The following is a 23,730-nucleotide window of genomic DNA, read 5'->3' on the forward strand; positions in this document are numbered from 1 at the left end:
TTGTCCTTGTTTTCGTATCGTACTGATAAGAAAGCAGATAGAAAAGTGAAAAAAGTTCTGAAAAGAATTGCAGGTTCAAAAGGAATGCGTATTTTTGCTGCAAGAAAAAAAGGAACGTTTTTTTTAGTCATTCGAAATTCGACCTCCGCCCTTGATTTATATCTCACACAAAGGATTCAGCCTATTTGTTAAAGCATCTTTTTTTACTCAACCAAAATGGTTTGTAAGCACATAAAACTAACGTACCTGTACTTTAATATTAATAAATATATATCCAAAATTATCCATACTTCCAAGCAGTATAATAAAAAATTATTTGCATTTATATAAATGTAATATGCACACTATGACTACATCTCCCGATTATCATTCTGTCACCTCCCATCAAATAAATCAGTTCAACATGCTAACGGAGATACGGGTTGGTTCAAGATTTGTCAGTAACCAAACGATCAAGGGAAAAGTAGGTTCAACGATTTCTATACTCGGAAAACAACTATTCCCGGAATCAAATACAAGAGTCTATAATATAAGTATGTTTGTTATCCGATTCGCCCTCCTTATGAATTGCAGACTATTGCCTTCAGCTTTCAGATATTCCGGGCAGAATGTTTTTCAATACGTCCGACTGAAGGGAGGAAACTGCTAAAAAATATATACGAGAATTCAAGGTTAAATAGCTGCCGGCAAAATAGAAGACTTTTGTCTTCAAATATATACACTTGTCATCCCAAAAGCTGTCTTGACAATTCGGAACATCTATGCTTTTGGGACGGATAACTTCCCGCCGGCCAACGGATAACTATTCGTTGGCGAACGGATGCCTACTTATCGGAATCAACTTCCTGTGTAAGGCATCCTTCAGGCGGGTCCGCTATTTTTCAACCAGTTATCTATCCTGAAATCTGAAAGGTGACTTTTTAAATTAGTTCTTTCATTTCCTATAAAGAGATAAAGGAGGAACTATCACATACCTCCTTACCTATTGTCTCTTAAGACCTTACCCAGTAAAGCTACCCTGTACACCCTAGTCGGTTACCCTGTACACTATAACCGATTACCCTGTACACCGTAATAAATCGTCCCGTACAGGCCAGCAATAGTAACTAACTACTAATAAGCTAGTTGGTAGTCACTTTTAATATAATAACCAGTAACCTATAAGAGAACATTCGGTGACAAGTTCACCACGCTGACCCAACTGTTGTGCACAATATTTTGCAAACATACGAGCTATGAATGTTTCAGTTATTATCAGATATGATCTATCTAATTATCGACCGGTTGTAACTGCCTCCCCTCTTGAGAGGGGGAAGGGGGTGTGTCATATTCCAGCCTATACAACCTCCATAATCAGAGTCACTTAACTATTGTAGGTTCATTTGCCGTTTGCTTCAGCTGACGGTTTACAAGTTGTTTCTCTCTTTTGGCTTCAGCCACATTTCTCTTAGATAGAAACCTGTAAGAAATGGGACTAAAGTCCAATGAGATAGATCCTTTACTAATCCGTCAGCTGAAGCAGACGGCAAATAAACCTGTAACAAGGCTTGTTTTATTGACTGGCTTTAACACATTTACATTTGCAGTATTAAATATCCCAATAAAAATATAAGTGTATATTTGAAAAGAAGAGTTGCAGTGAACTAACTTTGACACTAGTCTTAAATGACTATGGGCTGAATCAGACTGCAACTCTCTTAATTGGAGAACCTAGCCAGTTAGAATTGTAGGCTCACGACCTAATAAATGTATTAGCTGTTTCTCCTTCATGTTTAATACTGTAAATACAAAGTTATGAATTATTCTCATTTTGTAGGTCTTGATGTAGGGAAAAAAACTTTCGATGCATCCTTAATGTCTGCGGACGAAAAAGAGTTGTCTCACAAGTCTTTTGATAACACTTCAGAAGGGATCCAATCTTTATTAGATTGGATAGCAGGTTATCATCTCTCTTTATCCAAACTCTTGTTCTGTGCTGAAAACATGGGAAGTTATGTCACAGAGTTATCTGTTTCCAGTGCCTCTATGGGTTTTTCCCTAGCTTTGGTTTGCCCGTTGACCATCAAGAAGTCCATAGGCTTGCAACGAGGCAAAAATGACCGCATTGACGCTAAAAGAATAGCGAACTATGCGGTATTACACTATCGAAAACTAGAGTTATACAAATTGCCTGACAAAGACTTGGTGAGACTGCGGGGATGGATTATTATACGTGACAATTTGGTCAAGCAAAAAGTATCAAGCATAAAGTTATTGGAAACATTCTCCCAGATGGCCAAGTTGGCTGATGTGACAGACTCCATTTCTTTTTTGGAAGAGCAGCTCAAGTCGATAAAAGAAAAGATCCTGCAGGTGGAAGAGGCTATGGAGCAACTAATAGCCGCTAGTTGTTCTCTTTGCACAAACTACTTGTTATTAAGAAGTATAAAAGGTGTAGGGATAATCAATGCCATTGTATTACTGTGTGTTACTAACAATTTTCAAAGATTTGACAACCCAAGGAAGTTTGCTTGTTATTGCGGGGTTGCTCCCTTTGAACATACTTCAGGTATTTCCATACGGGGAAAAACGCAGACTTCTCCATTGGCTAACAAAGAAGTAAAAGTGTACCTTACCCGGGCAGCTATTACTGCCATCTCTTGGGATCCGCAGATGAAAGCATATTATAAAAGGAAAATAGCGGAGGGGAAACATAAAGCATCTGTAATCAATGCTGTAAGAGCCAAAATCATAGCAAGGTCTTTTGCTGTGATACGAAGACAGACTCCATTTGTAACATTAGTCGTATAATAAAAAGGCCCTTAATTTCGAAAACATCTTAGGTTTAGGAAGTAGCTATACACTTCTGAAGAGTAATTATGTCTATATACGAACTTACCCAAGGATACGTTAATGTTCGTAAACTTGGGTAAGATTTTATAGATATTGTTTGGAGAGGACTTAGAATTCACCCCCTACCCCCTCTCAAGAGGGGAGACAGTTACAACCAGTCACTAAACAGATAGCTCAAATCTTTCCAAATTGGCACATTAGCATATTGCCACATTGGCTCATTATTTTTTATATCCAGTTCCCGTGTAGCCGGAGAAAAGAACATAAAAAAAATTACCTGTTGTTTTATACAAATCACTTTCGTACTTTTGTAAGCTACTATAGAGATAAAAATGAAACAATATTTAGAATTGCTGAATCGCGTATTAGCCGAGGGAGTGAGGAAGGAAGACCGTACAGGTACCGGTACACAAAGTATTTTCGGCCATCAAATGCGATTCAATCTGGAAGAGGGATTTCCTCTGCTTACGACAAAGAAGCTGCATCTGAAGTCTATCATTTACGAATTACTCTGGTTCCTTCAAGGGGATACCAATGCGAAATATCTGCAGGAACATGGAGTGCGTATCTGGAACGAATGGGCAGACCCCGATGGGAACCTGGGACATATCTACGGTTTCCAGTGGCGCTCGTGGCCGGACTATAAAGGTGGTTCTATCGACCAGATCAGCGAAGCTGTCGAAACGATCAAACATAATCCGGATTCCCGACGGATCATTGTCAGTGCCTGGAATGTGGGTGACCTGGATAATATGAACCTCCCGCCTTGTCATGCGTTCTTCCAGTTTTATGTGGCGAACGGACGCCTGAGTTTACAGATGTATCAGCGCAGTGCGGATATATTTCTGGGCGTACCTTTCAATATTGCTTCTTACGCATTATTATTACAAATGATGGCACAAGCGACAGGACTTATAGCCGGAGATTTCGTTCATACGCTGGGGGATGCTCATATCTATAGCAATCACCTTGAACAGGTAAAGCTTCAGCTTACCCGCGAACCGCGTCCTCTTCCCCGGATGGAAATAAATCCGGACGTAAAAAACATCTTCGATTTCAAATACGAAGATTTCAACCTGACCGGTTATGACCCGCATCCCCATATCAAAGGAGAAGTGGCGGTATAAACGGTGACACTTATTAATTCGGAATATAAACATTACTAATAAATCGATAAGTTTATGAGTACTATTTCAATCATTGCCGCTATTGCAGAGAACAATGCGATTGGTAAAAACAACAAGTTGTTATGGCGTCTGCCTGCCGATATGCGACGTTTTAAAGATTTGACAACCGGCCACGCCGTAATCATGGGACGTAAAACGTTCGAATCTCTGCCCAAAGGACCGCTTCCCAATCGGAAGAATGTAGTCCTGACCACTTTGCCGGAAGCAGGTTTTGTAAACTGCTTCGCCTGCGAATCAATGGGTTCGGCACTGGATATCTGTGAAAAAGAAGATGAAATATTCATCCTCGGCGGTGCATTGGTGTATCGTCAGGCTTTACGCATCGCAGACAAAATGTACATCACCCGTGTACATGGTGAGTTTAAAGATGCCGATACTTTCTTCCCGGTCGTAAACTGGGATTTATGGGAAGAAGTGGAACGCCAGGAATTCCCGGCTGATGCAAAACATGCTTATCCGTACACATTCCTGACTTACGTTCGCAAGAAATAAAAGAAAGTACAGATAGTTTCCAGTTCACGAGGGCCTCATAAATATTTTTGACGCCCTCGTGAATGTTTATGAGGACGTCGAAAACAATAACCTTCCTATAGAAATCCTGAACCTTACACCTCCTCATTACTTATTACCACGCCAATTCATTATTACACCTTATTAACAAACAGTTTACATCTTTTTACCCTTTCTTTGTATCTATATAGCAAAGAACGTTGTTTAACATGTAAACCCATATAGATATGAAGATAAAAGCGATTATTGTTTCAGCCCTGATACTATGCTGTATTTCAGCGGTTATCATGTATACAAATGCGGCACAACCTAAAAATGAAAGCAAAATGATTACCGAGGCTATTCAAGGTAAAAATACACCGCAACTCATCAAAGCGCTGATCAGCCGGATGAAAGAACAACTGGATGTGAATGACGATGACTTCCCCGAACTTATCAAGGAAGTGGAAAACTATGCGGCCGAATGTAAAGAACCGGCTTCTACAGCCGTACTCCATTCGATGGTTGCCGAGATGTACAATCAGTATTATACGATGAACCGCTGGAAGATTAATCAGCGAACCGACCTGGTCGGATACGTTCCCGAAGATATCCGCGAATGGACTTCAAACCTTTTCACGAATAAGATAAAGGAAGAATTGACCGCATCCCTGCAACCGGCAAAACTGCTGCAGGAAACACCGGTATCCGATTTCAAAGCCATACTGGAGACAGGAAAAGACACGCCTGCCCTACGCCCTACATTATATGACTTTCTGGCGTTCCATGCTCTTGACATCGCTCCTTCCACAGAGATATATGAAGAACTTATTGCCTATCTGAACACGCAACCGGACAAAAAAGCAGCCATGCTTGCCAACCTGGACTACCTGAGATTCAAATATACCACCCGCTATTCCGAACAGGCAAGAGATAATTATACCTCCGCACTGGATAGCCTGTTGGCCATCTACGGTAATAAAGATTATTCCGTAGAAATCATTGCCGCTAAACTGAATAACGGATTCTACAGATATGGAACAGAAGCCAATATGGATTCTCTGAAAGCTGCCGAGTACGAACTTTGCAAAGAAACCATTGCCCGCTTTCCGAACTATGAACGGATCGGCCTGATAAAAAACAGGCTGGCCAATATGCAAAACCCGTTCCTGCAAGTCAACACAGACAATACTGTATATCCGGGGAAAAAACTGACTCTAAAACTCACATATCAAAATATCCGGCAGATTACCGCCCGCATATACAAGAGTTTGAAAACTCCGCAACAGACACTTAATTATAATGCCCAGGATACTGCAAACAATTTGGGAACCCTGGTCAAAGAAGTTACTTTTTCATTAAAAGTACCGAATACCTATACCGAGCTGGATACGAGCCTCGTCATCCCGATGGACCAGACAGGATTGTATGAATGTGTTATTACCGCTCCCGGAACGGATCTGAAAACGAACAATCTATTCGAGGTAAGCCGCCTGGCTGCCATTTCGCGCAGTATGCAAAATGGAAATACGGAAGTATTGGTGACCGATTATTTAAGTGGCAAACCAATCACTGATGCCTCAGTAACTTATTATTCGGGAAAACGCCGTGAGATGCAACCACAGGGAACCGTAAAAACAGATAAAGACGGCATCGCTGTCTTTCCACATAAACGCGATATGATGGCTTATCAAGTGGCCCGTCCGGGAGATTCACAAACAATGCTGACAGCCGTTTATCCGAACGGACGACGGGAAATCAGCCAGACAAAACGTCCGGAACTGGCCCTGTTTACAGACCGCGGACTTTACCGCCCGGGACAAAATCTGTATTTTAAAGGAATCGCTTATACAAATACAACCGACAAGCCTCATGCCATCGAAGGCGAAACGTTCAAAGTAACTCTCAGGGATGCGAACTGGAAAGAAGTGGCCACCAAAGAGTTCAAGACGAATAAATTCGGTTCTTTCAATGGTGAATTCACTTTGCCTCAGCAAACCCTTGGAGGAATGTTCACGCTGTCTACCGAATATCAGAGTGTAAATGTCCGTGTAGAGGAATACAAGCGTCCCACTTTCTTCATTGATTTACTTCCGGTTAAAGGTGAGATTACGTTTGGCGACCTGATGACAATCCAGGGAAAGGCACAGACTTTTTCCGGTATCTCCCTGCAAAGCGGAGAGATTACTTATCGTATCAACAAACGTCCCTTCTGGTTACGTAGCTACATCAGTAGTTTTTCTAACGAACAAGTAGCAGAAGGACAGGTTACTGTGAACAGCGACGGGACATTCTCTTTCAGTTTCCGTCCGGAAAAATCTAGTAGCAATCTCCCTGCCTATCAAAGTTATCTGGTCACAGCCACATTAACCGACAGCAATGGTGAAACCCAGGAAGCGACTTCCGTATTCTCTGTCGGGACATCAAGTATTGTCCTGAATACCGACCTTTCCGGACAGCTCGACAAAGATTCCGTAAAGGCTTCCGTATCGGCACAAACACTGAACGGTGAAAAAATAACAGTGAATGGAACTTATACGATAAACAGATTGGGCGACACCGAAAAACCGTCCAAATACGGAATCATTGAATACGAAGTAAAAGAACAGGTGGCAACCGGTAATTTTACTTCCGGTAAAACGATTGATAAAAATGTATTCGCCAAACTAGCTTCCGGCCGTTATCAAATCAAGCTGGATGCAAATGATTCACAAGGACGTCCGGTTACTACAAAGCAGGATTTCATCCTATATAGTTTACGCGACAAAAGACCGCCGGTATTCATGCACACCTGGATGTTAGATGAAAAAGTCTGGTGTCTTCCCGGTGAAGAGGCGAAGATATTGTTTGGCACATCCGACAAAGACGCACATATTTTATATGAACTTTACCAGGACAACAAATGTATTTCACGCAAACGCATCGTACTGAGTAATGAGAACCATCTCTTCCGTATCCCATTCATGGAAAGCTACGGGGAAGGAGTTGTGGCACAATTTACCTTTGTAAAAGACGGCAAATTATATACATCACGAACTGATATTAAACACCAACAACCGAATCTCTCATTGGCAATCAAACCGATTACTTTCCGTGACCATCTGCTACCCGGCAATAAGGAAACATGGAAATTCAGGATTTTAGATGCAGACTCCATGCCTGTTATGGCAGAAATGCTGGCCAGCATGTACGACGCGTCATTAGATAAAATATTACCGTCCGGTTCCTTCAGATGGAATTTCGACCTGAGAAGATATTTCTACTTGTCTGCCCCCTCTTTCAACAGAGGTATCGGCATGGATGACAGGACAGCCTATAAATCAGAAGAAGCGAAAGTTATCCATGTTCCGGATTATCAATATGACCGCTTGAACTGGCAAGGAATCATGAATTTCAGAAACCGGGGAATGTATGCCGGAGGTATCATGATGAAGTCGGCAGCCCCTATGGCCGCTGCTGAAGCACAGGTAATCGGTTACAGAACGAATGACACTGCAACCGCTACCGGAAATGTAGAAATGGTTGCAGACGATGAAGTAGAGGAATCAGGCATGACCGTCTTCTCTCTGGCAGACGGAGCTCCGGCTGAAAAAGGAATGTCAGAGCAGCAAGTTGTCCAGATACGCGAAAACTTCAACGAAACCGCTTTCTTCTATCCGTCATTACTGACGAATGAGGAGGGAGACGTCATGGTACAGTTCACGTTACCGGAAAGCAATACGACCTGGAAGTTCCAGGCACTGGCCAATACGGAAGACATGAAATACGGCATGCTGACCAAAGAAGTCATCAGCAGCAAACCGTTGATGGTATTGCCGAACCTGCCACGCTTCATGCGCCAGGGTGACGAAGTATCCGTCAGCACACAGGTTATCAACAATTCAAAAGCTACTATCAACGGACGTGTCAGCCTTGAATTGTTCGACCCGGCAACCGACCAACCGGTTATCTGCCTGACAAAATCGCAAAAGCCGTTTACCTTGTCTGCCGACAGCATCACCACCGCTACATGGACTTTCCGCGTACCGGAGACCACCAATCTGATTGGTTGCCGCATCGTAGCAGATTCCGAATCCGGCAGTGACGGTGAACAACATTTGATTCCGGTTCTCTCCAACCAAATACTGGTAACGGAAAGCACACCTTTCTACCTGATGGAGAACGGAGAAAAACAAATCCGGTTGTCAGGAAAGAATGGGACGGACAGCCGCAATCCGTTCAGAATGACATTGGAACTGACAGGCAATCCTATCTGGTACGCCGTACAGGCTTTGCCTACGCTTACCCAACCGACAAATGACAATGTCATTTCCTGGTTCGCCTCTTATTATAGCAATACGCTGGCTAATTATATCGCAACAGCCAATCCGCGCATCCAGAAAGTAATCAGCCAATGGAAGGCACAGGGCGGAACCGCTTCTACCCTTTATTCAAATCTCCAGAAGAATCAGGAGTTGAAGAATATCCTGCTGGAAGAAACTCCCTGGGTGCTGGCAGCTGAGAATGAAACGGAACAAAAGCAGCGTTTATCCCTGTTGTTTGATATGAACCGGGCAGCACAACAACGCGAAGTAGCCATGCAACAAATAGTAAAGCTACAGAACGAAGATGGCGGATGGAGCTGGTTCAAAGGTTTCCCGGCAAGCCGCGAAATAACACTGTCTATCCTGAAAGGTATGTCCCAATTGGTTGAAATGAGCGCCGTACAATACGGACAGCAGGAAAAGGAAATGCAGATGAAAGCGCTTAAATACCTGGACAAACAAATGCAGTCCGATTATGAAAGCCTGCAAAAGAACAACAAGAAATGGCAGAGCAGCGTTCCGAACGCATTGCAACTCGAATTTCTCTATGTCCGCAGCGCTTACCGCGACATTCCGGAACTGGGTGATGCCCGCGAAGCAATCCGTTTCTATACAACGCAGGCAGAAAAGACCTGGAGCGAACAATCCCTTTACGGAAAAGGCGAAATCGCCCTGCTGATGTACCGCAACGGCAAAAAAGAAGTTGCCAATACGATATTGGCCTGGTTGCGCAAAACAGCCACCACGACCGCCGAACAGGGAATGTATTGGGCCAATAACCGGAGAGGCAACAGTTATTTCACTTCACCGATCGACACTCATTGCCTGCTGATGAAAGTGTTCAATACCTTATCGCAAGACAAGAAAGACACCGACCGTATGAAACAATGGCTGTTGAACCAGAAACGTACGCAGAACTGGGAATCTGTTCCTGCAACGCTGAATGCCATCTACGCATTAATCCTGACCGGAAACGACTGGCTGAATGAAAATAATACCTGCACCGTAACATGGGGCGGCAAAACATACAGCACAGCTGAAGGTGAAACAGCAACCGGTTATCTGAAAGTGGTACTGGATGAAAAAGAAATTTCTTCCGGTAGTAATTCCATTTCCATTCGGAAGGAAGGAAATACGCCTGCCTGGGGAGCCGTTTACGAACAGTATTTCGAAAACATCGACAAAGTAGAAAAACAGAAAGGTGTACTCAATGTTGAAAAGAAATTATTCATCGAAAACAACAGCGGCAGCGGTTTACAAATTGTACCGGTAGAAAACGGAAAACTCCGCGTCGGAGACAAAGTAATCGTACGCCTGACTATCCGGACAGACCGCGAAATGGATTATGTATTCCTGAAAGACCTGCGCGCCGGCTGTTTCGAACCTGCCAACCAGCTATCAGGGACACAGTTCAGAGACGGAGTCGCCTATTACCAGTCGCCTACGGATGTTTCCGAAAACTTCTTCTTCAGCCGCCTGCCGGAAGGAACTTTCGTGATCGAATATCCGGTTTACGTGTCCCGCACCGGTGAATATGCCGGAGGACTAAGTACCATCCAATGCCTGTACGCACCTGAATTTGTGTCACATACGGAAGGGAATAATCTCACGGTTAATTGAAAATTAAAAATTGGAAATTGAAAATCAGGGATTGAATATGAAGAGTAGCAGAATGTTCTTATATCCGTCCAAAGGTAATTTTCAATTTTCGATTCTCAATTTTCAATTCAATTGTCTATCTTTGTAGAATAAACAATAGCTAAATAAAAAGTAAAATGAAACAGATTATTTTTATTTTTATGGCAATCCTGCTTGCTACAGGAATGGCCTCAGCTCAGAAAAAAGCTGTTATCGCAGCAGACGAAACCTCTCATGACTTTGGACAGATAAAAGAAGCTGACGGAAAAGTTTCCGCGACATTTGTCGTAAAAAACACAGGGGATGCGCCGTTGGCGATTACCCGCGTCATCGCTTCCTGCGGATGTACGACTCCGGAATGGACAAAAGAACCGATCGCTCCGGGAGCAAGCGGAAACATCAAGATAACATACGATCCGAAAGGACGTCCCGGCCCGTTCTCAAAAACAATTTCAGTTTACAGCAACGGAAAAACCGGAAGTTTTATCCTGACGATACGGGGAGAGGTAATTTGATTTCCAACAAGCAAAACTAAAAACAAAGAATGCTGAATATGAAAAGACTGAGCTTTATCCTTTGCGGCATATTATTCTTTGCTGTGCATATGGCAGCACAGAACGGAGCTCAGATAAGTGCAGACGAACTGACGTACAACTTCGGTACAATCGCTGAAGCTGACGGATTGGCCAGTCATACTTTTGAAATAAAGAATACGGGAGACGGCCCACTCGTCATCACCCGTGTTACAGCGTCTTGCGGTTGTACGCAACCGGAATGGACAAAAGAGCCGGTCGCTCCGGGAAAAACGGGCAATGTAAAAGTAACTTACAACCCCAAAGGTCGTCCCGGCCCTTTTTATAAAACTATTTCCATATTCAGCAATGGTAAGAAAGGCAGTTATACACTGGCAATCAAAGGGAATGTGACACCGAAACCGCTTACACCGGTTCTAATTTACCCATATTCGATAGGCGACCTGAAGATGCAGACCAAGACGGTCCTGTACAGCAGTATCCGCCCCGACGAAACACTGGGTGAAAAGATCAGCGTAAAGAATGAAGGAAAGACGACCCTGACAATCCATCCGGGAAAAGTGCCTCATTTCCTGACTGTCGAAGTACGTCCAACCCAACTGGCACCGGATGAAGTCGGTGAAATAACTTTACTTCTCGATGCCAAAGCAACCAAAAGAAAAGGCCGGGTTACAACAGAAATACCTTTAACGATCGAAAGTATCGGTCAGAAAGAAGTTTCCGGCGGAGTACACGTCGCAGCCAATATCATCGACAACTTCGGTAAACTTTCGGCTGCGGAAAAGGCACAGGCACCGATTGCACAGTTGTCCGGCACATTACTTGACTTCGGTAAATTACCGGAAAAAGGAGGTTTCATTCCTCTGATCGGTGGAAAAGTGACCGGTACTGTCGAAGTAACCAACACCGGGAAATCTCCGCTTATCATCCACAGCTTTACCTGCGACGATGAACGGGTTGATATTTCAGGAGGAAAAAGAGAAGTAAAACCGGGAACAACGGCGACATTTAAAATATCAGTCCGTCCGCGAGAGATCAAGACGAAACTGGAAGCACTAGTAAATATTGTTTGTAACGACCCGAACGGTCCTGTTCGCCTGATAAAGGTAACAGCAGAGAAATAATAAGCCAATTAAAACAATGTGCCAATATGCCAATGTCTTTTTCGATTGGCATATTGGCACATTAGCACATTAAATAATTATTCATCATGGAACATCCCGAAAACGACGATCTTTACAGAGGATTAAAGGTAAACAAGGGAGTAGCCGACGTACCGACTGTAAACCCATACCTCAAAAAAAAATTACGCAGAGAATATACCCCTTCCGAGTTCGTCGAAGGGATACTGAAAGGTAATATAACCATCCTCAGCCAGGCTGTCACGCTGGTTGAAAGTGCGAAATATGAACATCAGCAAATAGCCCAGGAAATCATTGAAAAATGTCTTCCGCATGCAGGCAAATCAGTCCGTATCGGTATTACGGGTGTTCCCGGAGCCGGGAAAAGTACGTCTATCGATGCTTTCGGCATGCACCTGATCAAAGAGGGACGCAAACTGGCTGTATTGGCTATCGATCCGAGCAGCGAACGATCCAAAGGTAGTATTCTAGGTGACAAAACCCGTATGGAAGCCCTGTCACGTGAGAAAAATGCATTTATCCGCCCTTCCCCCTCGGCAGGATCATTGGGAGGTGTCGCCCGCAAAACACGCGAAACGATCGTTTTGTGCGAAGCTGCCGGCTTCGATACCGTATTCGTTGAAACGGTAGGTGTCGGACAGAGTGAGACGGCTGTTCACTCGATGGTCGACTTCTTCCTGCTCATCCAGTTAGCCGGCACAGGTGACGAGTTGCAAGGCATCAAACGTGGTATTATGGAAATGGCAGATGGGATCATCATCAATAAGGCGGATGGCGACAATATCGATAAGGCAAAGCTGGCTGCTGCCCAGTTCAAGAACGCTTTGCACCTTTTTCCACCCGCAGATTCCGGATGGTTTCCTAAGGTGCTGACTTACTCCGGATATTATAATTTAGGTATCAAGGAAATCTGGGATATGGTCGGCGAATATATGGAATTTACCAAAAAGAACGGTTATTTCGACTATAAGCGGAACGAACAAGCCAAGTATTGGATGTACGAAAGCATCAATGATACATTACGGGAAACATTCTATCACAATCCGGCTGTGGAAAGCATGCTGTCTTCCACCGAACAACAGGTGCTAAAGAATGAGATCAGTTCATTCGTTGCTGCCAAAAGAATGATGGACCTGTTCCTGGAAAACCTGTCAAAGAAATAAACTTAATGGATATATAAAAAGAAAGCCCGTTGAATCATTTGATCCGACGGGCTTTCTTTTTATATTCTCTTTTTCAATGCCGGATCAGATAGAAGACACACGCAGTGTATTCAGCAGATCACGGTTGATCGGTTTGTCATTTTTGATCGCTTTTGAGAACGGAACATATACGATCTGGTCATTCTGGATACCCATCATGACATTACGCTGATCATCCAGCAAAGCATCAACGGCTGCAACTCCCATGCGGGTAGCCAGAATACGGTCCTGGGCAGTCGGAGATCCTCCACGCTGCAAGTGTCCGAGGATAGATACACGGACATCAAATTGCGGATATTCAGTTTTCACACGTTCGGCAACTCCCATGGCACCGCCGGTTACTTCACTTTCTGCAACCAATACGATACTACTGTTCTTCGATTTACGGAAACCGTTTTCAATCATTTCAGCCAACTGGTCTTTCTCCATGGAGATTTCCGGGATAATAGCCGCTTCGGCACCTGAAGCAATCGCACCGTTCAAAGCCAGGAAACCGGCATCACGTCCCATCACTTCGATAAAGAACAGACGGTCGTGGGAAGTGGCTGTATCACGTATCTTATCCACACATTCCATGATCGTGTTCAATGCCGTATCATAACCGATCGTTACATCCGTACCATATAAGTCATTATCGATCGTACCGGGAACACCGACTATCGGATAATTGAACTCCTGTGCAAAGATGCGCGCACCGGTCAACGTTCCGTCACCACCGATGGCGATCAAGGCGTCGATTCCCTCTTCCATTAACTTGTCGTATGCCTGCTTACGGCCTTCGGGAGTCTTGAACTCCAAACAACGAGCTGTCTTCAATATTGTTCCACCACGCTGGATGATGTTACTTACATTTTGTGTCTTGAACTCTTCAATCTCACCTGTAATCAATCCTCTGTATCCTCGGAAAATACCTTTAACTCTCATCCCGTTATAGATAGCGGAACGCGTCACTGCACGGATGGCAGCGTTCATTCCGGGAGCATCACCTCCGGACGTTAAAATGCCAATACATTTAATTGTAGACATAGCGTCTTTATTTTAAATTATTCGCGGCAAAAATAGTAATTATTTACCAACATTCTTTCATTTTCTCTTAAACTTCATGAAATCTTAACCATTTTATCACCGGCTTGCATTCAACTCCCGGATACGCACGGCAACCTCTTCCATCAGCCATTTAGGAGTCGATGTGGCGCCGCAGACTCCTACGCGGCGGACACCGGCAGGCAGCGGTTCGGTTATCTCTTTTACCTCAGAAATAAAGAGAGTATTCGGATTTGCTTTCCGGCATTCTTCCAGCAACATCTTACCGTTCGAACTTTTCTTTCCCGCCACAAAATAAACCCAGTCATGGCTGGAAGCAAAGGCCTTTATATTCGGAAGGCGGTTTGCCACCTGACGGCAAATCGTATCGTGGTATTCAAAACGGGCATCCTCCGTTTTCCGTTTATATATTTCTTCCACGATCTTACGGAACCCGTCCAAAGACTTTGTCGTCTGGGAGAAAAGACAAATATCACGGCTGAAATCCAAACGGTCCAGGTCTTCTATCTTTTCAACCACAATAGCCGTACCATCAGTCTGGCCGACAAGACCGTTTACTTCGGCATGTCCTTTTTTACCGTAAATCACCAGTTGTGTTTTATTTTCACGCGTCTCTTGATAACATTTATGTATCTTCCGTTGCAACTGAAGCACAACCGGACACGTTGCATCGACGATCGTTATCTCATTCTGCTTTGCAATCTCGTAGGTAGAAGGAGGTTCTCCATGTGCACGAAGCAAGACTTTTTTCCCTTTCAGCCTGGAAAATCCATGGTGATCGATAGTGCGTAATCCCTGTGCCTGAAGACGTTCTACCTCCAGGCTGTTATGTACAATGTCACCCAGGCAATACAGGATATCTGTGTTGTCCAGTTCACGTTCAGCGCTTTCAATAGCTGTAACAACTCCAAAACAGAATCCGGAACCTTTATCTATTTCGACTTCAATCATGATTATTTATTCCACCGCAGCTTTATTATATTGAACAAGAAGCCACGCTTTTTGTTCAGCGATAGTCATATGCGAATTATCCAGCACCACAGCATCATCGGCCTGGCGCAGCGGACTTTCTTTACGGGTAGAATCGATACGATCCCGCGTCTTCACGTTTTCAAGTACTTCTTCGAAAGAAGCGGCCTCACCTTTTGCTTTCAGTTCATCCAGACGGCGCTGTGCACGTACTTCCGGGCTGGCTGTCACATAAATTTTCAACTCTGCCTCCGGGAATACAACCGTACCTATATCTCTTCCGTCCATGATTATACCTTTCTCCTTGCCCATTTCCTGCTGCATGGCGACCAGTGCACGGCGAACGAAACCCAAAGTCGCTACCGGACTAACCCATCTGGCTACTTCCATTCCACGGATTTCCTTTTCAACCTTCACGCCATTCAGATAAGTATCCGGACGACCGGTTTCCGGATTAAACCGGAGAGATATATGGATATCATTCATCGATTCCTGCAGTTTTTCTTCATCGATCTGATCCCCTTTAAACAAATTATGCTGTATACAATATAATGTAACAGCACGATACATGGCACCGGTATCAATATATGTATAACCAATTTCCTTTGCCAAATCTTTTGCCATAGTACTTTTCCCCGTAGAGGAAACACCGTCTATAGCGATTACTATCTTTTTCATTCTTACATTTATTTATATTTCCTAAGGTTTAAAATCGGCCAGCGTAGTCGAAACACTCATCATCATCGACATAGCCGACGGATGATATTTAGCAAAAGAGACACCGACATCAAACATCTTTATCTTCACGCCGGCCCCGGCAGAAAAGCCAGCCAACCCGTTTCCGCCTCCCTGCAGTTTCATATCCATTTTAGTCTTCGGATTGAATCCCACCCCAATCCAGAAGTTTTCGCTGGGTATATAATCGATACCGATTACCAGGTGCTTAAATAATGCTTTGGCAAAATTATCACCTTTATACTCTTTATCCGCATTATCTATATAATCAAATTTCCAACGATTCAGATACATAGCCGTTAGTGACAAACGCAAAGGGGCATGGTTCATCTTTTTAGAAATCCCCATCTGGATATCCCACGGCATTTTTTGGCGGTCTTCATAATAAGGCTTCAACTGTGCCCCGATATTTTTCAGTACGACACCGAATGAAAACTCCTTTTCCGAATTGTAATAACTCAGCCCGGCATCGAAACATACCCCCAACGAGGTGTAAATATCATAATTGGAATAAAGGAACTTCATAGAGACACCGCCCCGCCAGCGTTCGGACAGATCATACGAAAAGAAACCGTTCACAGCGATATCACTGGCTGTGAAGTCACCTGTCGACTGATTATTCTCATCCATTCCCTTGAATTTTCCGTTATGGAAATAATGGACTCCTGCTCCCCAGGCTCCACGTTCACGAAATGCTTTAGTAAACAGGGCACTCCCCACGTTCACATCTGCAATATAGTTCATGTAATCCAGATTGATCATCCCGTCCATTTCACCTCCAAGCAGCGCCGGGTTGTGAAAGATAAGGGACGGATCACGTTCTACCAATGACACGGTATGCCCCCCCAAAGCATTAGCCCTGGCAGATGAAGGTAAAGTCAGAAATTCAAACACCTGATCTCCGGATTGTGCCGCGACCGATTGTAAAACGAAAGAAAAGAACAATATAATTAATGTATGTCTCATATTTTCTTAACAAAATGCGTACAAAGATAAAATGCAGTTATAACATATTCCATAAAGAGAAACGGAAAAAACAAGAAAAAGGTATATAAACACCATTATTTTTATTTTGGTTCAAAAATAAAGTGAAAATATTGAAGTATTTCTCCCTTTTTATATTTGGATATAAAATAATTTGTATTTTTGCAGTACAGGAAAACACATCTTTAAACATTATAAGAGTATGGAAGTTAAGAAATCACCGAAAGCGGACTTGGAAAGAGGCAAAACACTCGGTATCCTGATGGGTATGGTTGTGGGTTTGGCTGTTCTGTTCGTTGGGTTCGAATGGGGAACCCGTGATATCGAAATCGTCAAAAGTGAAGGCGTAGCTGATATCATCGCTGAAGAAGAAATTGAAATTACAAGACCGGAGGACACTCCTCCGCCTCCACCGCCCCCCCCTGCACCGGCTGCCGTAGAACAGCTGAACATCGTGGATGACGACGTGGAACTGGACCAAGTGGATATCATCTCATCTGAGGACGACCAAAGTTCTGCACAGGTAGAAGCCTATGTAGCTCCGGCAGTCGTTGAAGAAGAAGAAGAATCCGCTCAACAGATCTTTACCGTTGTAGAAACAATGCCGGAATTCCCGGGTGGACAGGGAGCACTGCTTCAGTTCCTCGCTAAATCCATCAAATATCCGGTTATTGCACAGGAAAACGGTATTCAAGGTCGTGTTACTTGTTCATTCGTGGTTAATAAGGACGGTTCAATCGTTGACGCAGAAGTTATCCGCGGTGTAGACCCTTCTTTGGATAAAGAAGCTATCCGTGTGATCAACACCATGCCGAAATGGTCTCCTGGTAAGCAGAGAGGTAAACCAGTACGTGTTAAATATACAGTACCTGTTACCTTCAGATTGCAATAATATTTTTTTAAACATACTAAAAAAGGCTGCTGTGAACTTGCAGCCTTTTTTATTTCGTCTTATCCGTAATTTTAATCTATATGTTGTCTTTCAATGAGATCCTGGAAAAAGTAGAACATGAAGTTTCCCAACTGAGTTTTGAATATCCCCCTAAAAGTTTATATGATCCAATAGAGTATATCCTGTCGCTTGGAGGAAAAAGGATCCGTCCGGCACTGGCTTTAATGGCCTGTAATTTATATAAAGAAAATATTGATAACGTCATCAACCCGGCATTGGGCGTTGAAGTATTCCACAACTTCACCCTGCTTCATGATGACCTGATGGATAAGGCTGATAAAAGAAGAAATAAACCGACCGTCCATAAAGTATGGAACGACAATACGGCCATCCTTTCCGGAGATGCCATGTTGATTGCAGCTTACCAGCTGATCGGAAAAACAGAACCAGACTATTTAAAGGAAGTATTCGACCTGTTCACAGAAACAGCACTCGAAATATGCGGAGGACAGCAATATGATATGGAATTTGAATCCCGCATGGATGTTACCGAGCCCGAATATATAGAAATGATCCGATTAAAAACAGCGGTTTTACTGGCTTGCAGTTTAAAAATCGGAGCGATTACAGGCGGTGCATCCAAAGAAGACGCTGCCAACCTGTATGACTTCGGTATAAACATCGGACTGGCTTTTCAGCTACAGGATGATTTGCTGGACGTCTATGGAGACACTGCCACTTTCGGGAAAAATATCGGGGGCGACATCACCTGCAATAAAAAGACATTCCTGCTGATACATGCGTTTGAACTGGCTTCCCCCGAACAAAAAGCGGTCCTGAATGACTGGATCGGCAAAACGACATTTGTAGCAGCAGAAAAGATCGAAGCTGTCACAACTATATATAATGAATTGCATCTGAAAAATATTACCATTGCTAAAATGCAGGGATATTACGATAAGGCAATGGAGCATTTATCCCGATTGAACGTTGCCCCGGAGAAATTAAACATATTAAAAGAGGTCAGTAACCGTTTAATGTACCGCCAATCTTAAAAAATGAAACTAATAGATACGCACAACCATTTGTATCTGGAAGATTTCGATCCGGAACAAGAGGTACTTGTAAACGCCGCCCGTGAATCGGGCATCGATACACTCCTGCTCCCCAATGTAGATGTCGAAACTATCGGCCGGATGCACGATCTATGTGACCGTTTTCCTGATTTTGCCTATCCAATGATGGGGCTGCATCCGACCAGTGTGGACGGAAACTATGCCGGAAATCTAAAAACAACAGAATCCTATCTGGGAAAACGAACTTACTGCGGAATCGGAGAAATCGGGATCGACCTCTACTGGGATAAAACCTATCTGAAAGAACAAAAAATAGTCTTTGAAGAACAGTTGCGATGGAGTATCGACCTGGACTTGCCGGTTGCCATCCACACCCGTGAAGCCTATTCCGAGGTATTGGACAGTATCCATAAAGTCGGTGCGGACAGATTAAAGGGCGTTTTTCATAGCTTTACCGGTACAACAGATGAATTGGAGGAGATCGGAAAGCTAAAAAACTTCAAACTGGGAATCAATGGTGTCATAACTTTCAAAAATTCGAAACTGTCGGAAACTATTCAATGCACCGACATGAATCATATAGTACTGGAAACCGACGCTCCCTACTTGGCTCCGGTGCCCTACAGAGGGAGAAGAAATGAACCAGTATATATATGGAAGACGGCAGAGAAGGTAGCGGACACATTCGGTCTTACGCTTGATGAAACCGTACAAATAACAAGAAAAAACGCCTTGGATTTATTCAAAATTCCAAATAAAAAGGCTTAGTTTCAAATTTTAAGGTCAGATGCAAAATTTATTCCCTCAGATATTGTGTATATGTCAAGCAAAAACTTTAGATTTGTGCACTGAAACGTTTGCATATGGGAATTTTTTCGTATTTTGCGCTCGTTTTAGAGGAGACGAAGGCTGAAAATTGGAGAGATGCTCGAGTGGTTGAAGAGGCACGCCTGGAAAGCGTGTATACGCCTAAAGTGTATCGCGGGTTCGAATCCCGCTCTCTCCGCTTAAATACCATGAGGATATTATTAACAACAAAAATAAAAACAAATAAGAGAATTATTAATCTTAAAAATTAAACACACAATGAAAAAGTATTTTGCAAAAACATTCTTGGGTATTTGCGCCCTTGGAACTTCTACTGTAGCTTTTGCTCAAGACGCTACTGAACAAGTTGTTGAAGGTGGCATGTATCAGGCTTTAAAAACTAAGTTTATCGAAGGTGGTGCCGACTTCATGAGTTTGGTTGCTATCGCTTTGATTTTCGGTTTGGCTTTCTGCCTTGAAAGAATTATTTACCTGAACTTGGCTGAAACTAATTCAAGCAAATTATTAAAAGGTATTGAAGATGCACTTGATAAAGGTGATGTAGAAGGAGCAAAAGCTATCGCTCGTGATACAAGAGGTCCTATCGCATCTATCGCTTATCAGGGTTTGATGAGAATCGACCAGGGTATCGACGTTGTTGAAAAATCAATCGTTTCTTACGGTGGTGTACAGGGTGGTCTTTTGGAAAAGAACATGTCATGGATCACATTGTTTATCGCTATGGCTCCGTCATTAGGATTCTTGGGTACTGTAGTAGGTATGATCATGGCGTTCGATAAAATCGAACAGGTTGGTGATATCAGCCCGACGGTTGTTGCCGGTGGTATGAAAGTGGCCTTGATTACAACTGTAGGTGGTTTGATCGTAGCTTTGATCCTTCAGGTATTCTATAACTATTTGTTGAGCAAATTGGAAGCTATCCTGAACCAGATGGAAGATGCTTCAATCACATTGATCGACATGGTTATCAAATACAACCTTAAATTCAAAAAATAATTTAGAATTATGGCAGTTACTAAAATAAGAAAAATGTCCAGCTGGACACTGTTAATCGTTTCGATTATCAGTCTCGTAGTGCTGGGTATGTTCTACGCAGGAGGAGTTGTTGACCCTTCTGTTGAAATGAAAGAACCGATTTACACCGGTTTATTGATTAACTGGACATCTGTATTATTCTTTGTCACAATTATCAGTACAATTTTATTTGCTGTGTGGCAATTTATAACCTTACTCCAGACGAATGCAAAATCAGCTATAACTTCTTTGATCGTTATTGTTGTTTTCGCTGCGATTTTATTCATCACTTATTCTATGGGTGATGCAACTCCGCTGGGAGGAATGAATGCTGATTCTCAGAAATACAACATTCCTTTGTGGTTGAAAGTAACAGACATGTGGATTATGTCCACTGTTGTTCTGATGGTTTTGATCGTTGCAGCAGTAGTTTGGGGTTCTGTAAAAAGAATGCTTAATAGATAATAGTAATAACGAATCGATAAAACAAGAAAGAAATGGGTAAAAAAAGAAAGACACCGGGAATCAATGGTTCTTCTTCAGCCGATATTGCTTTCATGTTGCTTATCTTCTTCCTTATTACTACATCAATGGACACAGATAAAGGTTTGGCTAGACGTTTGCCGCCTCCTGTACCCAAAGATCAGAAGAAAAATGAAGAAATGGATATCAAAAAGAGAAATATCCTGGTCGTACTGATCAACAGTAACAACCAGATTCTCTGTAATAATGAATTCATTGATATTAAGCAACTAAGAGAAAAGGTTAGAAATTTCATTGAGAATCCTTACAACGACGAGCATATGCCCGAAAAGACTGAAGTAGACGTACCATTCTTCGGAAAGCAAATGGTAACAAAAAATCATGTTATCTCTTTGCAGAACGACCGTGGTACTGAATATCAGGCTTACATCGATGTTCAGAACGAATTGGCAGCAGCCTATAATGAACTGAGAGATGAAGTTTCCAGAAAGAAATTCGGTAAAGCTTTCGCTGATTTGGATGAAGATCAACAAAAGGCTGTGCAGATGATTTATCCGCAAAAGATATCAGAAGCAGAACCTAAAAATTATGGAGGCAAATAATAATGGGAAAATTTAGTAAAGCAGGCGGCAGAGAGATGCCTGAATTGAATACCTCATCATTACCTGACTTGGTATTTGCCTTCCTGTTCTTCATCATGATGGTAACCTCTATGCGTGAAGTTACTTTGAAAGTAGTTTTCCAGGCTCCTCAGGCAACAGAGCTTCAGAAGTTGGAAAAGAAATCACTGGTAACATTCATTTATGTGGGTAAACCGACTCAGGAATTAAGATCAAAAATGGGTTCTGAAACTCGCTTACAACTGAACGACCAGTTTGCTGAAGTAAGCGAAATCGAAACTTACATTGCTCAGGAAAAGTCAAGTATGAAAGAGGAAGACCAGCCGTTTATGACTGTATCCATCAAAGCCGATAAAGAGACTAAGATGGGTGTTATCACAGACGTAAAGCAGGCGCTTCGTGAAGCATACGCATTGAAGATCAGTTACTCAGCTAGACAAGCTGTTGATTAACTAATTCAACGATAATAAAAAAAGGCAGGACTTCCGTTCTGCCTTTTTTATTGGAGTAAATTCAGCACTTACTCATTAACACCATATACATATCGGTGGATACAATTCTTCACCTCTTCGAATGATTGTTTCAGATCGATAGCTCCGTAAGTCATCAGGCGCATTTCCAGCAAAGGTTCCCCCTGACGATAGGGAGGCTGAAAATAAACATGATCATCCAACACATATCCCAAACGCTCATAAAAGCCTATTCTACGCTTACTCATCTCTTCGGTAGGCATTTCCACTTCCAGCACGACAGGAGCGTCACAAAGCGCCATAAACTGCTTCATCGACTCCCCTCCTATTCCGCCATTACGGGCAGAGGCGTCAATTGCAAAATGTTCCACATAAATAAACGTCCCAAAAGACCAGGCAGTAATAAAACCTGCATAAACCTGATCTTTAAATAAGGTATAAACAGTAAAACGAGGCTCATCTTTAACTAACTCCCGCACCAAAGAGAATGCCCGTCGCTCCGCTTCCGGAAAGGAATCGTTATATGTATTTTCTACTTTATCCAACAAAGGATCGGAAAAATCTTTTACCGGCCTGCATTCGATTACCGCACTTAAACTCATATTCTTATAATATTGATTGATTAATAAAAGAAAACTTACGAAATAAAATAATTGAGCGAATTATATCGTCTAATTATTATAGTTTGACTATATTTGTATCTAATTGTAATTATATAGAATAACAGAAATACAAATATACAGAAATTATGGCACACCATCAACTGGATGAATTGGATGAAAAAATATTAAAACTGATTATAGGTAATGCCCGTATGCCTTTCCTGGAAGTTGCCAGAGAATGTAATGTCTCAGGAGCCGCTATACACCAGAGAATACAGAAACTCACTAATCTGGGCGTTATCAAAGGCTCTGAATTCATTGTGGATAACACTAAAGTTGGCTACGAAACATGTGCTTATATGGGATTATTCCTGAAATCACCCGGACAATTCCCCTCTGTTACGGAAGCATTAAAGAAAATTCCGGAAGTAGTGGAATGCCATTACACGACGGGACAATACGATCTGTTCATCAAAATATATGCGAAGAACAACCAGCATCTGCTGAATATCATCCATAACAAACTCCAACCATTAGGACTGGCACGGACAGAGTCGCTGATATCTTTCAAAGAAGCCTTTAAAAGACAGATACCGATTGACCTGGATGACGAATAAAAAATAAGGGACTTTTGAAATCAAAAGTCCCTTATTTTATGTATGAAAGTTATATCTTTTACTTTCGAA

20 protein-coding genes and 1 tRNA gene are annotated in these 23,730 nt (G+C 42.7%); 16 read left to right on the forward strand and 5 right to left on the reverse strand.

Annotated elements, in window-relative coordinates; all coding sequences use genetic code 11:
- Positions 1–1,794 precede the first annotated feature (1,794 nt).
- The 7 genes from K6V26_RS17605 to meaB all read left to right on the forward strand — a co-directional run bounded on the left by K6V26_RS17605 (position 1,795) and on the right by meaB (position 13,288).
- Entirely contained in the window at positions 1,795–2,790 is a 996-nt protein-coding gene (locus K6V26_RS17605) for an IS110 family RNA-guided transposase (protein ID WP_046145281.1), read from the forward strand.
- 374 nt (positions 2,791–3,164) lie between these two features.
- Positions 3,165–3,959 carry a thymidylate synthase gene (locus K6V26_RS17610; RefSeq protein WP_007654865.1) on the forward strand — a complete coding sequence of 265 codons (795 nt, stop codon included), beginning with the start codon at positions 3,165–3,167 and terminating at the stop codon, positions 3,957–3,959.
- 54 nt (positions 3,960–4,013) lie between these two features.
- Positions 4,014–4,511, forward strand: coding sequence for a dihydrofolate reductase (locus K6V26_RS17615; protein ID WP_007654866.1), 498 nt, complete (start codon positions 4,014–4,016; stop codon positions 4,509–4,511).
- Between the two features lie 245 nt (positions 4,512–4,756).
- The gene (locus tag K6V26_RS17620; RefSeq protein WP_224263451.1) at positions 4,757–10,432 is read left to right on the forward strand and encodes an alpha-2-macroglobulin family protein; all 5,676 of its coding nucleotides are present in this window, start codon (positions 4,757–4,759) and stop codon (positions 10,430–10,432) included.
- A 155-nt stretch (positions 10,433–10,587) separates the two neighbouring features.
- Positions 10,588–10,965, forward strand: a complete 378-nt coding sequence (locus K6V26_RS17625) for a DUF1573 domain-containing protein (RefSeq protein WP_007654868.1) — start codon at positions 10,588–10,590, stop codon at positions 10,963–10,965.
- 29 nt (positions 10,966–10,994) lie between these two features.
- Positions 10,995–12,107, forward strand: a complete 1,113-nt coding sequence (locus tag K6V26_RS17630) for a DUF1573 domain-containing protein (RefSeq protein WP_046145353.1) — start codon at positions 10,995–10,997, stop codon at positions 12,105–12,107.
- Positions 12,108–12,193: 86 nt separating this feature from the next.
- Positions 12,194–13,288, forward strand: a complete 1,095-nt coding sequence (meaB, locus tag K6V26_RS17635; protein ID WP_007654870.1) for a methylmalonyl Co-A mutase-associated GTPase MeaB — start codon at positions 12,194–12,196, stop codon at positions 13,286–13,288.
- Between the two features lie 84 nt (positions 13,289–13,372).
- Here the strand turns inward: meaB and pfkA are convergent, their stop codons facing one another.
- The 4 genes from pfkA to porQ form a co-directional block, all read right to left on the reverse strand.
- Positions 13,373–14,353 carry a 6-phosphofructokinase gene (pfkA, locus tag K6V26_RS17640; protein WP_007654871.1) on the reverse strand — a complete coding sequence of 327 codons (981 nt, stop codon included), beginning with the start codon at positions 14,351–14,353 and terminating at the stop codon, positions 13,373–13,375.
- A gap of 96 nt (positions 14,354–14,449) precedes the next feature.
- Complete coding sequence (locus K6V26_RS17645) at positions 14,450–15,322, reverse strand: 4-hydroxy-3-methylbut-2-enyl diphosphate reductase (protein WP_224263453.1); 873 nt, start codon at positions 15,320–15,322, stop codon at positions 14,450–14,452.
- Between the two features lie 6 nt (positions 15,323–15,328).
- Positions 15,329–16,018 (reverse strand): (d)CMP kinase, encoded by a 690-nt coding sequence (cmk, locus tag K6V26_RS17650; RefSeq protein WP_007654878.1) that lies wholly within the window; start codon positions 16,016–16,018, stop codon positions 15,329–15,331.
- A 21-nt stretch (positions 16,019–16,039) separates the two neighbouring features.
- The gene (gene porQ / locus K6V26_RS17655) at positions 16,040–17,041 is read right to left on the reverse strand and encodes a type IX secretion system protein PorQ (RefSeq protein ID WP_129698601.1); all 1,002 of its coding nucleotides are present in this window, start codon (positions 17,039–17,041) and stop codon (positions 16,040–16,042) included.
- Positions 17,042–17,261: 220 nt separating this feature from the next.
- On the opposite strand from porQ, the gene K6V26_RS17660 reads away from it, so the two are divergent.
- The 8 genes from K6V26_RS17660 to K6V26_RS17695 all read left to right on the forward strand — a co-directional run bounded on the left by K6V26_RS17660 (position 17,262) and on the right by K6V26_RS17695 (position 22,424).
- Positions 17,262–17,951 carry an energy transducer TonB gene (locus K6V26_RS17660; protein ID WP_007654881.1) on the forward strand — a complete coding sequence of 230 codons (690 nt, stop codon included), beginning with the start codon at positions 17,262–17,264 and terminating at the stop codon, positions 17,949–17,951.
- An 80-nt stretch (positions 17,952–18,031) separates the two neighbouring features.
- Positions 18,032–19,006, forward strand: coding sequence for a polyprenyl synthetase family protein (locus tag K6V26_RS17665; RefSeq protein WP_224263454.1), 975 nt, complete (start codon positions 18,032–18,034; stop codon positions 19,004–19,006).
- Positions 19,007–19,009: 3 nt separating this feature from the next.
- Complete coding sequence (locus K6V26_RS17670; RefSeq protein WP_048317950.1) at positions 19,010–19,795, forward strand: TatD family hydrolase; 786 nt, start codon at positions 19,010–19,012, stop codon at positions 19,793–19,795.
- 150 nt (positions 19,796–19,945) lie between these two features.
- Positions 19,946–20,033 (forward strand) — tRNA-Ser (locus tag K6V26_RS17675).
- An 80-nt stretch (positions 20,034–20,113) separates the two neighbouring features.
- Positions 20,114–20,851, forward strand: coding sequence for a MotA/TolQ/ExbB proton channel family protein (locus K6V26_RS17680; protein ID WP_007654887.1), 738 nt, complete (start codon positions 20,114–20,116; stop codon positions 20,849–20,851).
- A 9-nt stretch (positions 20,852–20,860) separates the two neighbouring features.
- Positions 20,861–21,334, forward strand: a complete 474-nt coding sequence (locus K6V26_RS17685) for a hypothetical protein (RefSeq protein WP_007654888.1) — start codon at positions 20,861–20,863, stop codon at positions 21,332–21,334.
- A 32-nt stretch (positions 21,335–21,366) separates the two neighbouring features.
- On the forward strand, positions 21,367–21,954 hold the full coding sequence (locus tag K6V26_RS17690) for a biopolymer transporter ExbD (RefSeq protein WP_007654889.1): 588 nt from the start codon (positions 21,367–21,369) through the stop codon (positions 21,952–21,954).
- A 2-nt stretch (positions 21,955–21,956) separates the two neighbouring features.
- Positions 21,957–22,424, forward strand: coding sequence for an ExbD/TolR family protein (locus K6V26_RS17695; protein WP_044214796.1), 468 nt, complete (start codon positions 21,957–21,959; stop codon positions 22,422–22,424).
- 68 nt (positions 22,425–22,492) lie between these two features.
- Here K6V26_RS17695 and K6V26_RS17700 read toward each other — a convergent pair whose 3' ends face one another.
- On the reverse strand, positions 22,493–23,044 hold the full coding sequence (locus K6V26_RS17700; RefSeq protein ID WP_010801984.1) for a GNAT family N-acetyltransferase: 552 nt from the start codon (positions 23,042–23,044) through the stop codon (positions 22,493–22,495).
- A 146-nt stretch (positions 23,045–23,190) separates the two neighbouring features.
- Between K6V26_RS17700 and K6V26_RS17705 the strand changes: the two genes are divergently transcribed.
- Positions 23,191–23,661 (forward strand): Lrp/AsnC family transcriptional regulator, encoded by a 471-nt coding sequence (locus K6V26_RS17705; RefSeq protein WP_007654892.1) that lies wholly within the window; start codon positions 23,191–23,193, stop codon positions 23,659–23,661.
- Positions 23,662–23,730 lie beyond the last annotated feature (69 nt).

It is taken from the genome of Parabacteroides goldsteinii, from assembly GCF_020091425.1.
Lineage (GTDB): Bacteria > Bacteroidota > Bacteroidia > Bacteroidales > Tannerellaceae > Parabacteroides > Parabacteroides goldsteinii.

Excerpts from the sequence above, each read along its gene's own strand:
- K6V26_RS17605 (WP_046145281.1), top strand. The coding sequence starts at position 1,795 with ATGAATTATTCTCATTTTGTAGGTCTTGATGTAGGGAAAAAAACTTTC.
- K6V26_RS17610 (WP_007654865.1), top strand. The coding sequence starts at position 3,165 with ATGAAACAATATTTAGAATTGCTGAATCGCGTATTAGCCGAGGGAGTG.
- K6V26_RS17615 (WP_007654866.1), top strand. The coding sequence starts at position 4,014 with ATGAGTACTATTTCAATCATTGCCGCTATTGCAGAGAACAATGCGATT.
- K6V26_RS17620 (WP_224263451.1), top strand. The coding sequence starts at position 4,757 with ATGAAGATAAAAGCGATTATTGTTTCAGCCCTGATACTATGCTGTATT.
- K6V26_RS17625 (WP_007654868.1), top strand. The coding sequence starts at position 10,588 with ATGAAACAGATTATTTTTATTTTTATGGCAATCCTGCTTGCTACAGGA.
- K6V26_RS17630 (WP_046145353.1), top strand. The coding sequence starts at position 10,995 with ATGCTGAATATGAAAAGACTGAGCTTTATCCTTTGCGGCATATTATTC.
- meaB (WP_007654870.1), top strand. The coding sequence starts at position 12,194 with ATGGAACATCCCGAAAACGACGATCTTTACAGAGGATTAAAGGTAAAC.
- pfkA (WP_007654871.1), bottom strand. The coding sequence starts at position 14,353 with ATGTCTACAATTAAATGTATTGGCATTTTAACGTCCGGAGGTGATGCT.
- K6V26_RS17645 (WP_224263453.1), bottom strand. The coding sequence starts at position 15,322 with ATGATTGAAGTCGAAATAGATAAAGGTTCCGGATTCTGTTTTGGAGTT.
- cmk (WP_007654878.1), bottom strand. The coding sequence starts at position 16,018 with ATGAAAAAGATAGTAATCGCTATAGACGGTGTTTCCTCTACGGGGAAA.
- porQ (WP_129698601.1), bottom strand. The coding sequence starts at position 17,041 with ATGAGACATACATTAATTATATTGTTCTTTTCTTTCGTTTTACAATCG.
- K6V26_RS17660 (WP_007654881.1), top strand. The coding sequence starts at position 17,262 with ATGGAAGTTAAGAAATCACCGAAAGCGGACTTGGAAAGAGGCAAAACA.
- K6V26_RS17665 (WP_224263454.1), top strand. The coding sequence starts at position 18,032 with ATGTTGTCTTTCAATGAGATCCTGGAAAAAGTAGAACATGAAGTTTCC.
- K6V26_RS17670 (WP_048317950.1), top strand. The coding sequence starts at position 19,010 with ATGAAACTAATAGATACGCACAACCATTTGTATCTGGAAGATTTCGAT.
- K6V26_RS17680 (WP_007654887.1), top strand. The coding sequence starts at position 20,114 with ATGAAAAAGTATTTTGCAAAAACATTCTTGGGTATTTGCGCCCTTGGA.
- K6V26_RS17685 (WP_007654888.1), top strand. The coding sequence starts at position 20,861 with ATGGCAGTTACTAAAATAAGAAAAATGTCCAGCTGGACACTGTTAATC.
- K6V26_RS17690 (WP_007654889.1), top strand. The coding sequence starts at position 21,367 with ATGGGTAAAAAAAGAAAGACACCGGGAATCAATGGTTCTTCTTCAGCC.
- K6V26_RS17695 (WP_044214796.1), top strand. The coding sequence starts at position 21,957 with ATGGGAAAATTTAGTAAAGCAGGCGGCAGAGAGATGCCTGAATTGAAT.
- K6V26_RS17700 (WP_010801984.1), bottom strand. The coding sequence starts at position 23,044 with ATGAGTTTAAGTGCGGTAATCGAATGCAGGCCGGTAAAAGATTTTTCC.
- K6V26_RS17705 (WP_007654892.1), top strand. The coding sequence starts at position 23,191 with ATGGCACACCATCAACTGGATGAATTGGATGAAAAAATATTAAAACTG.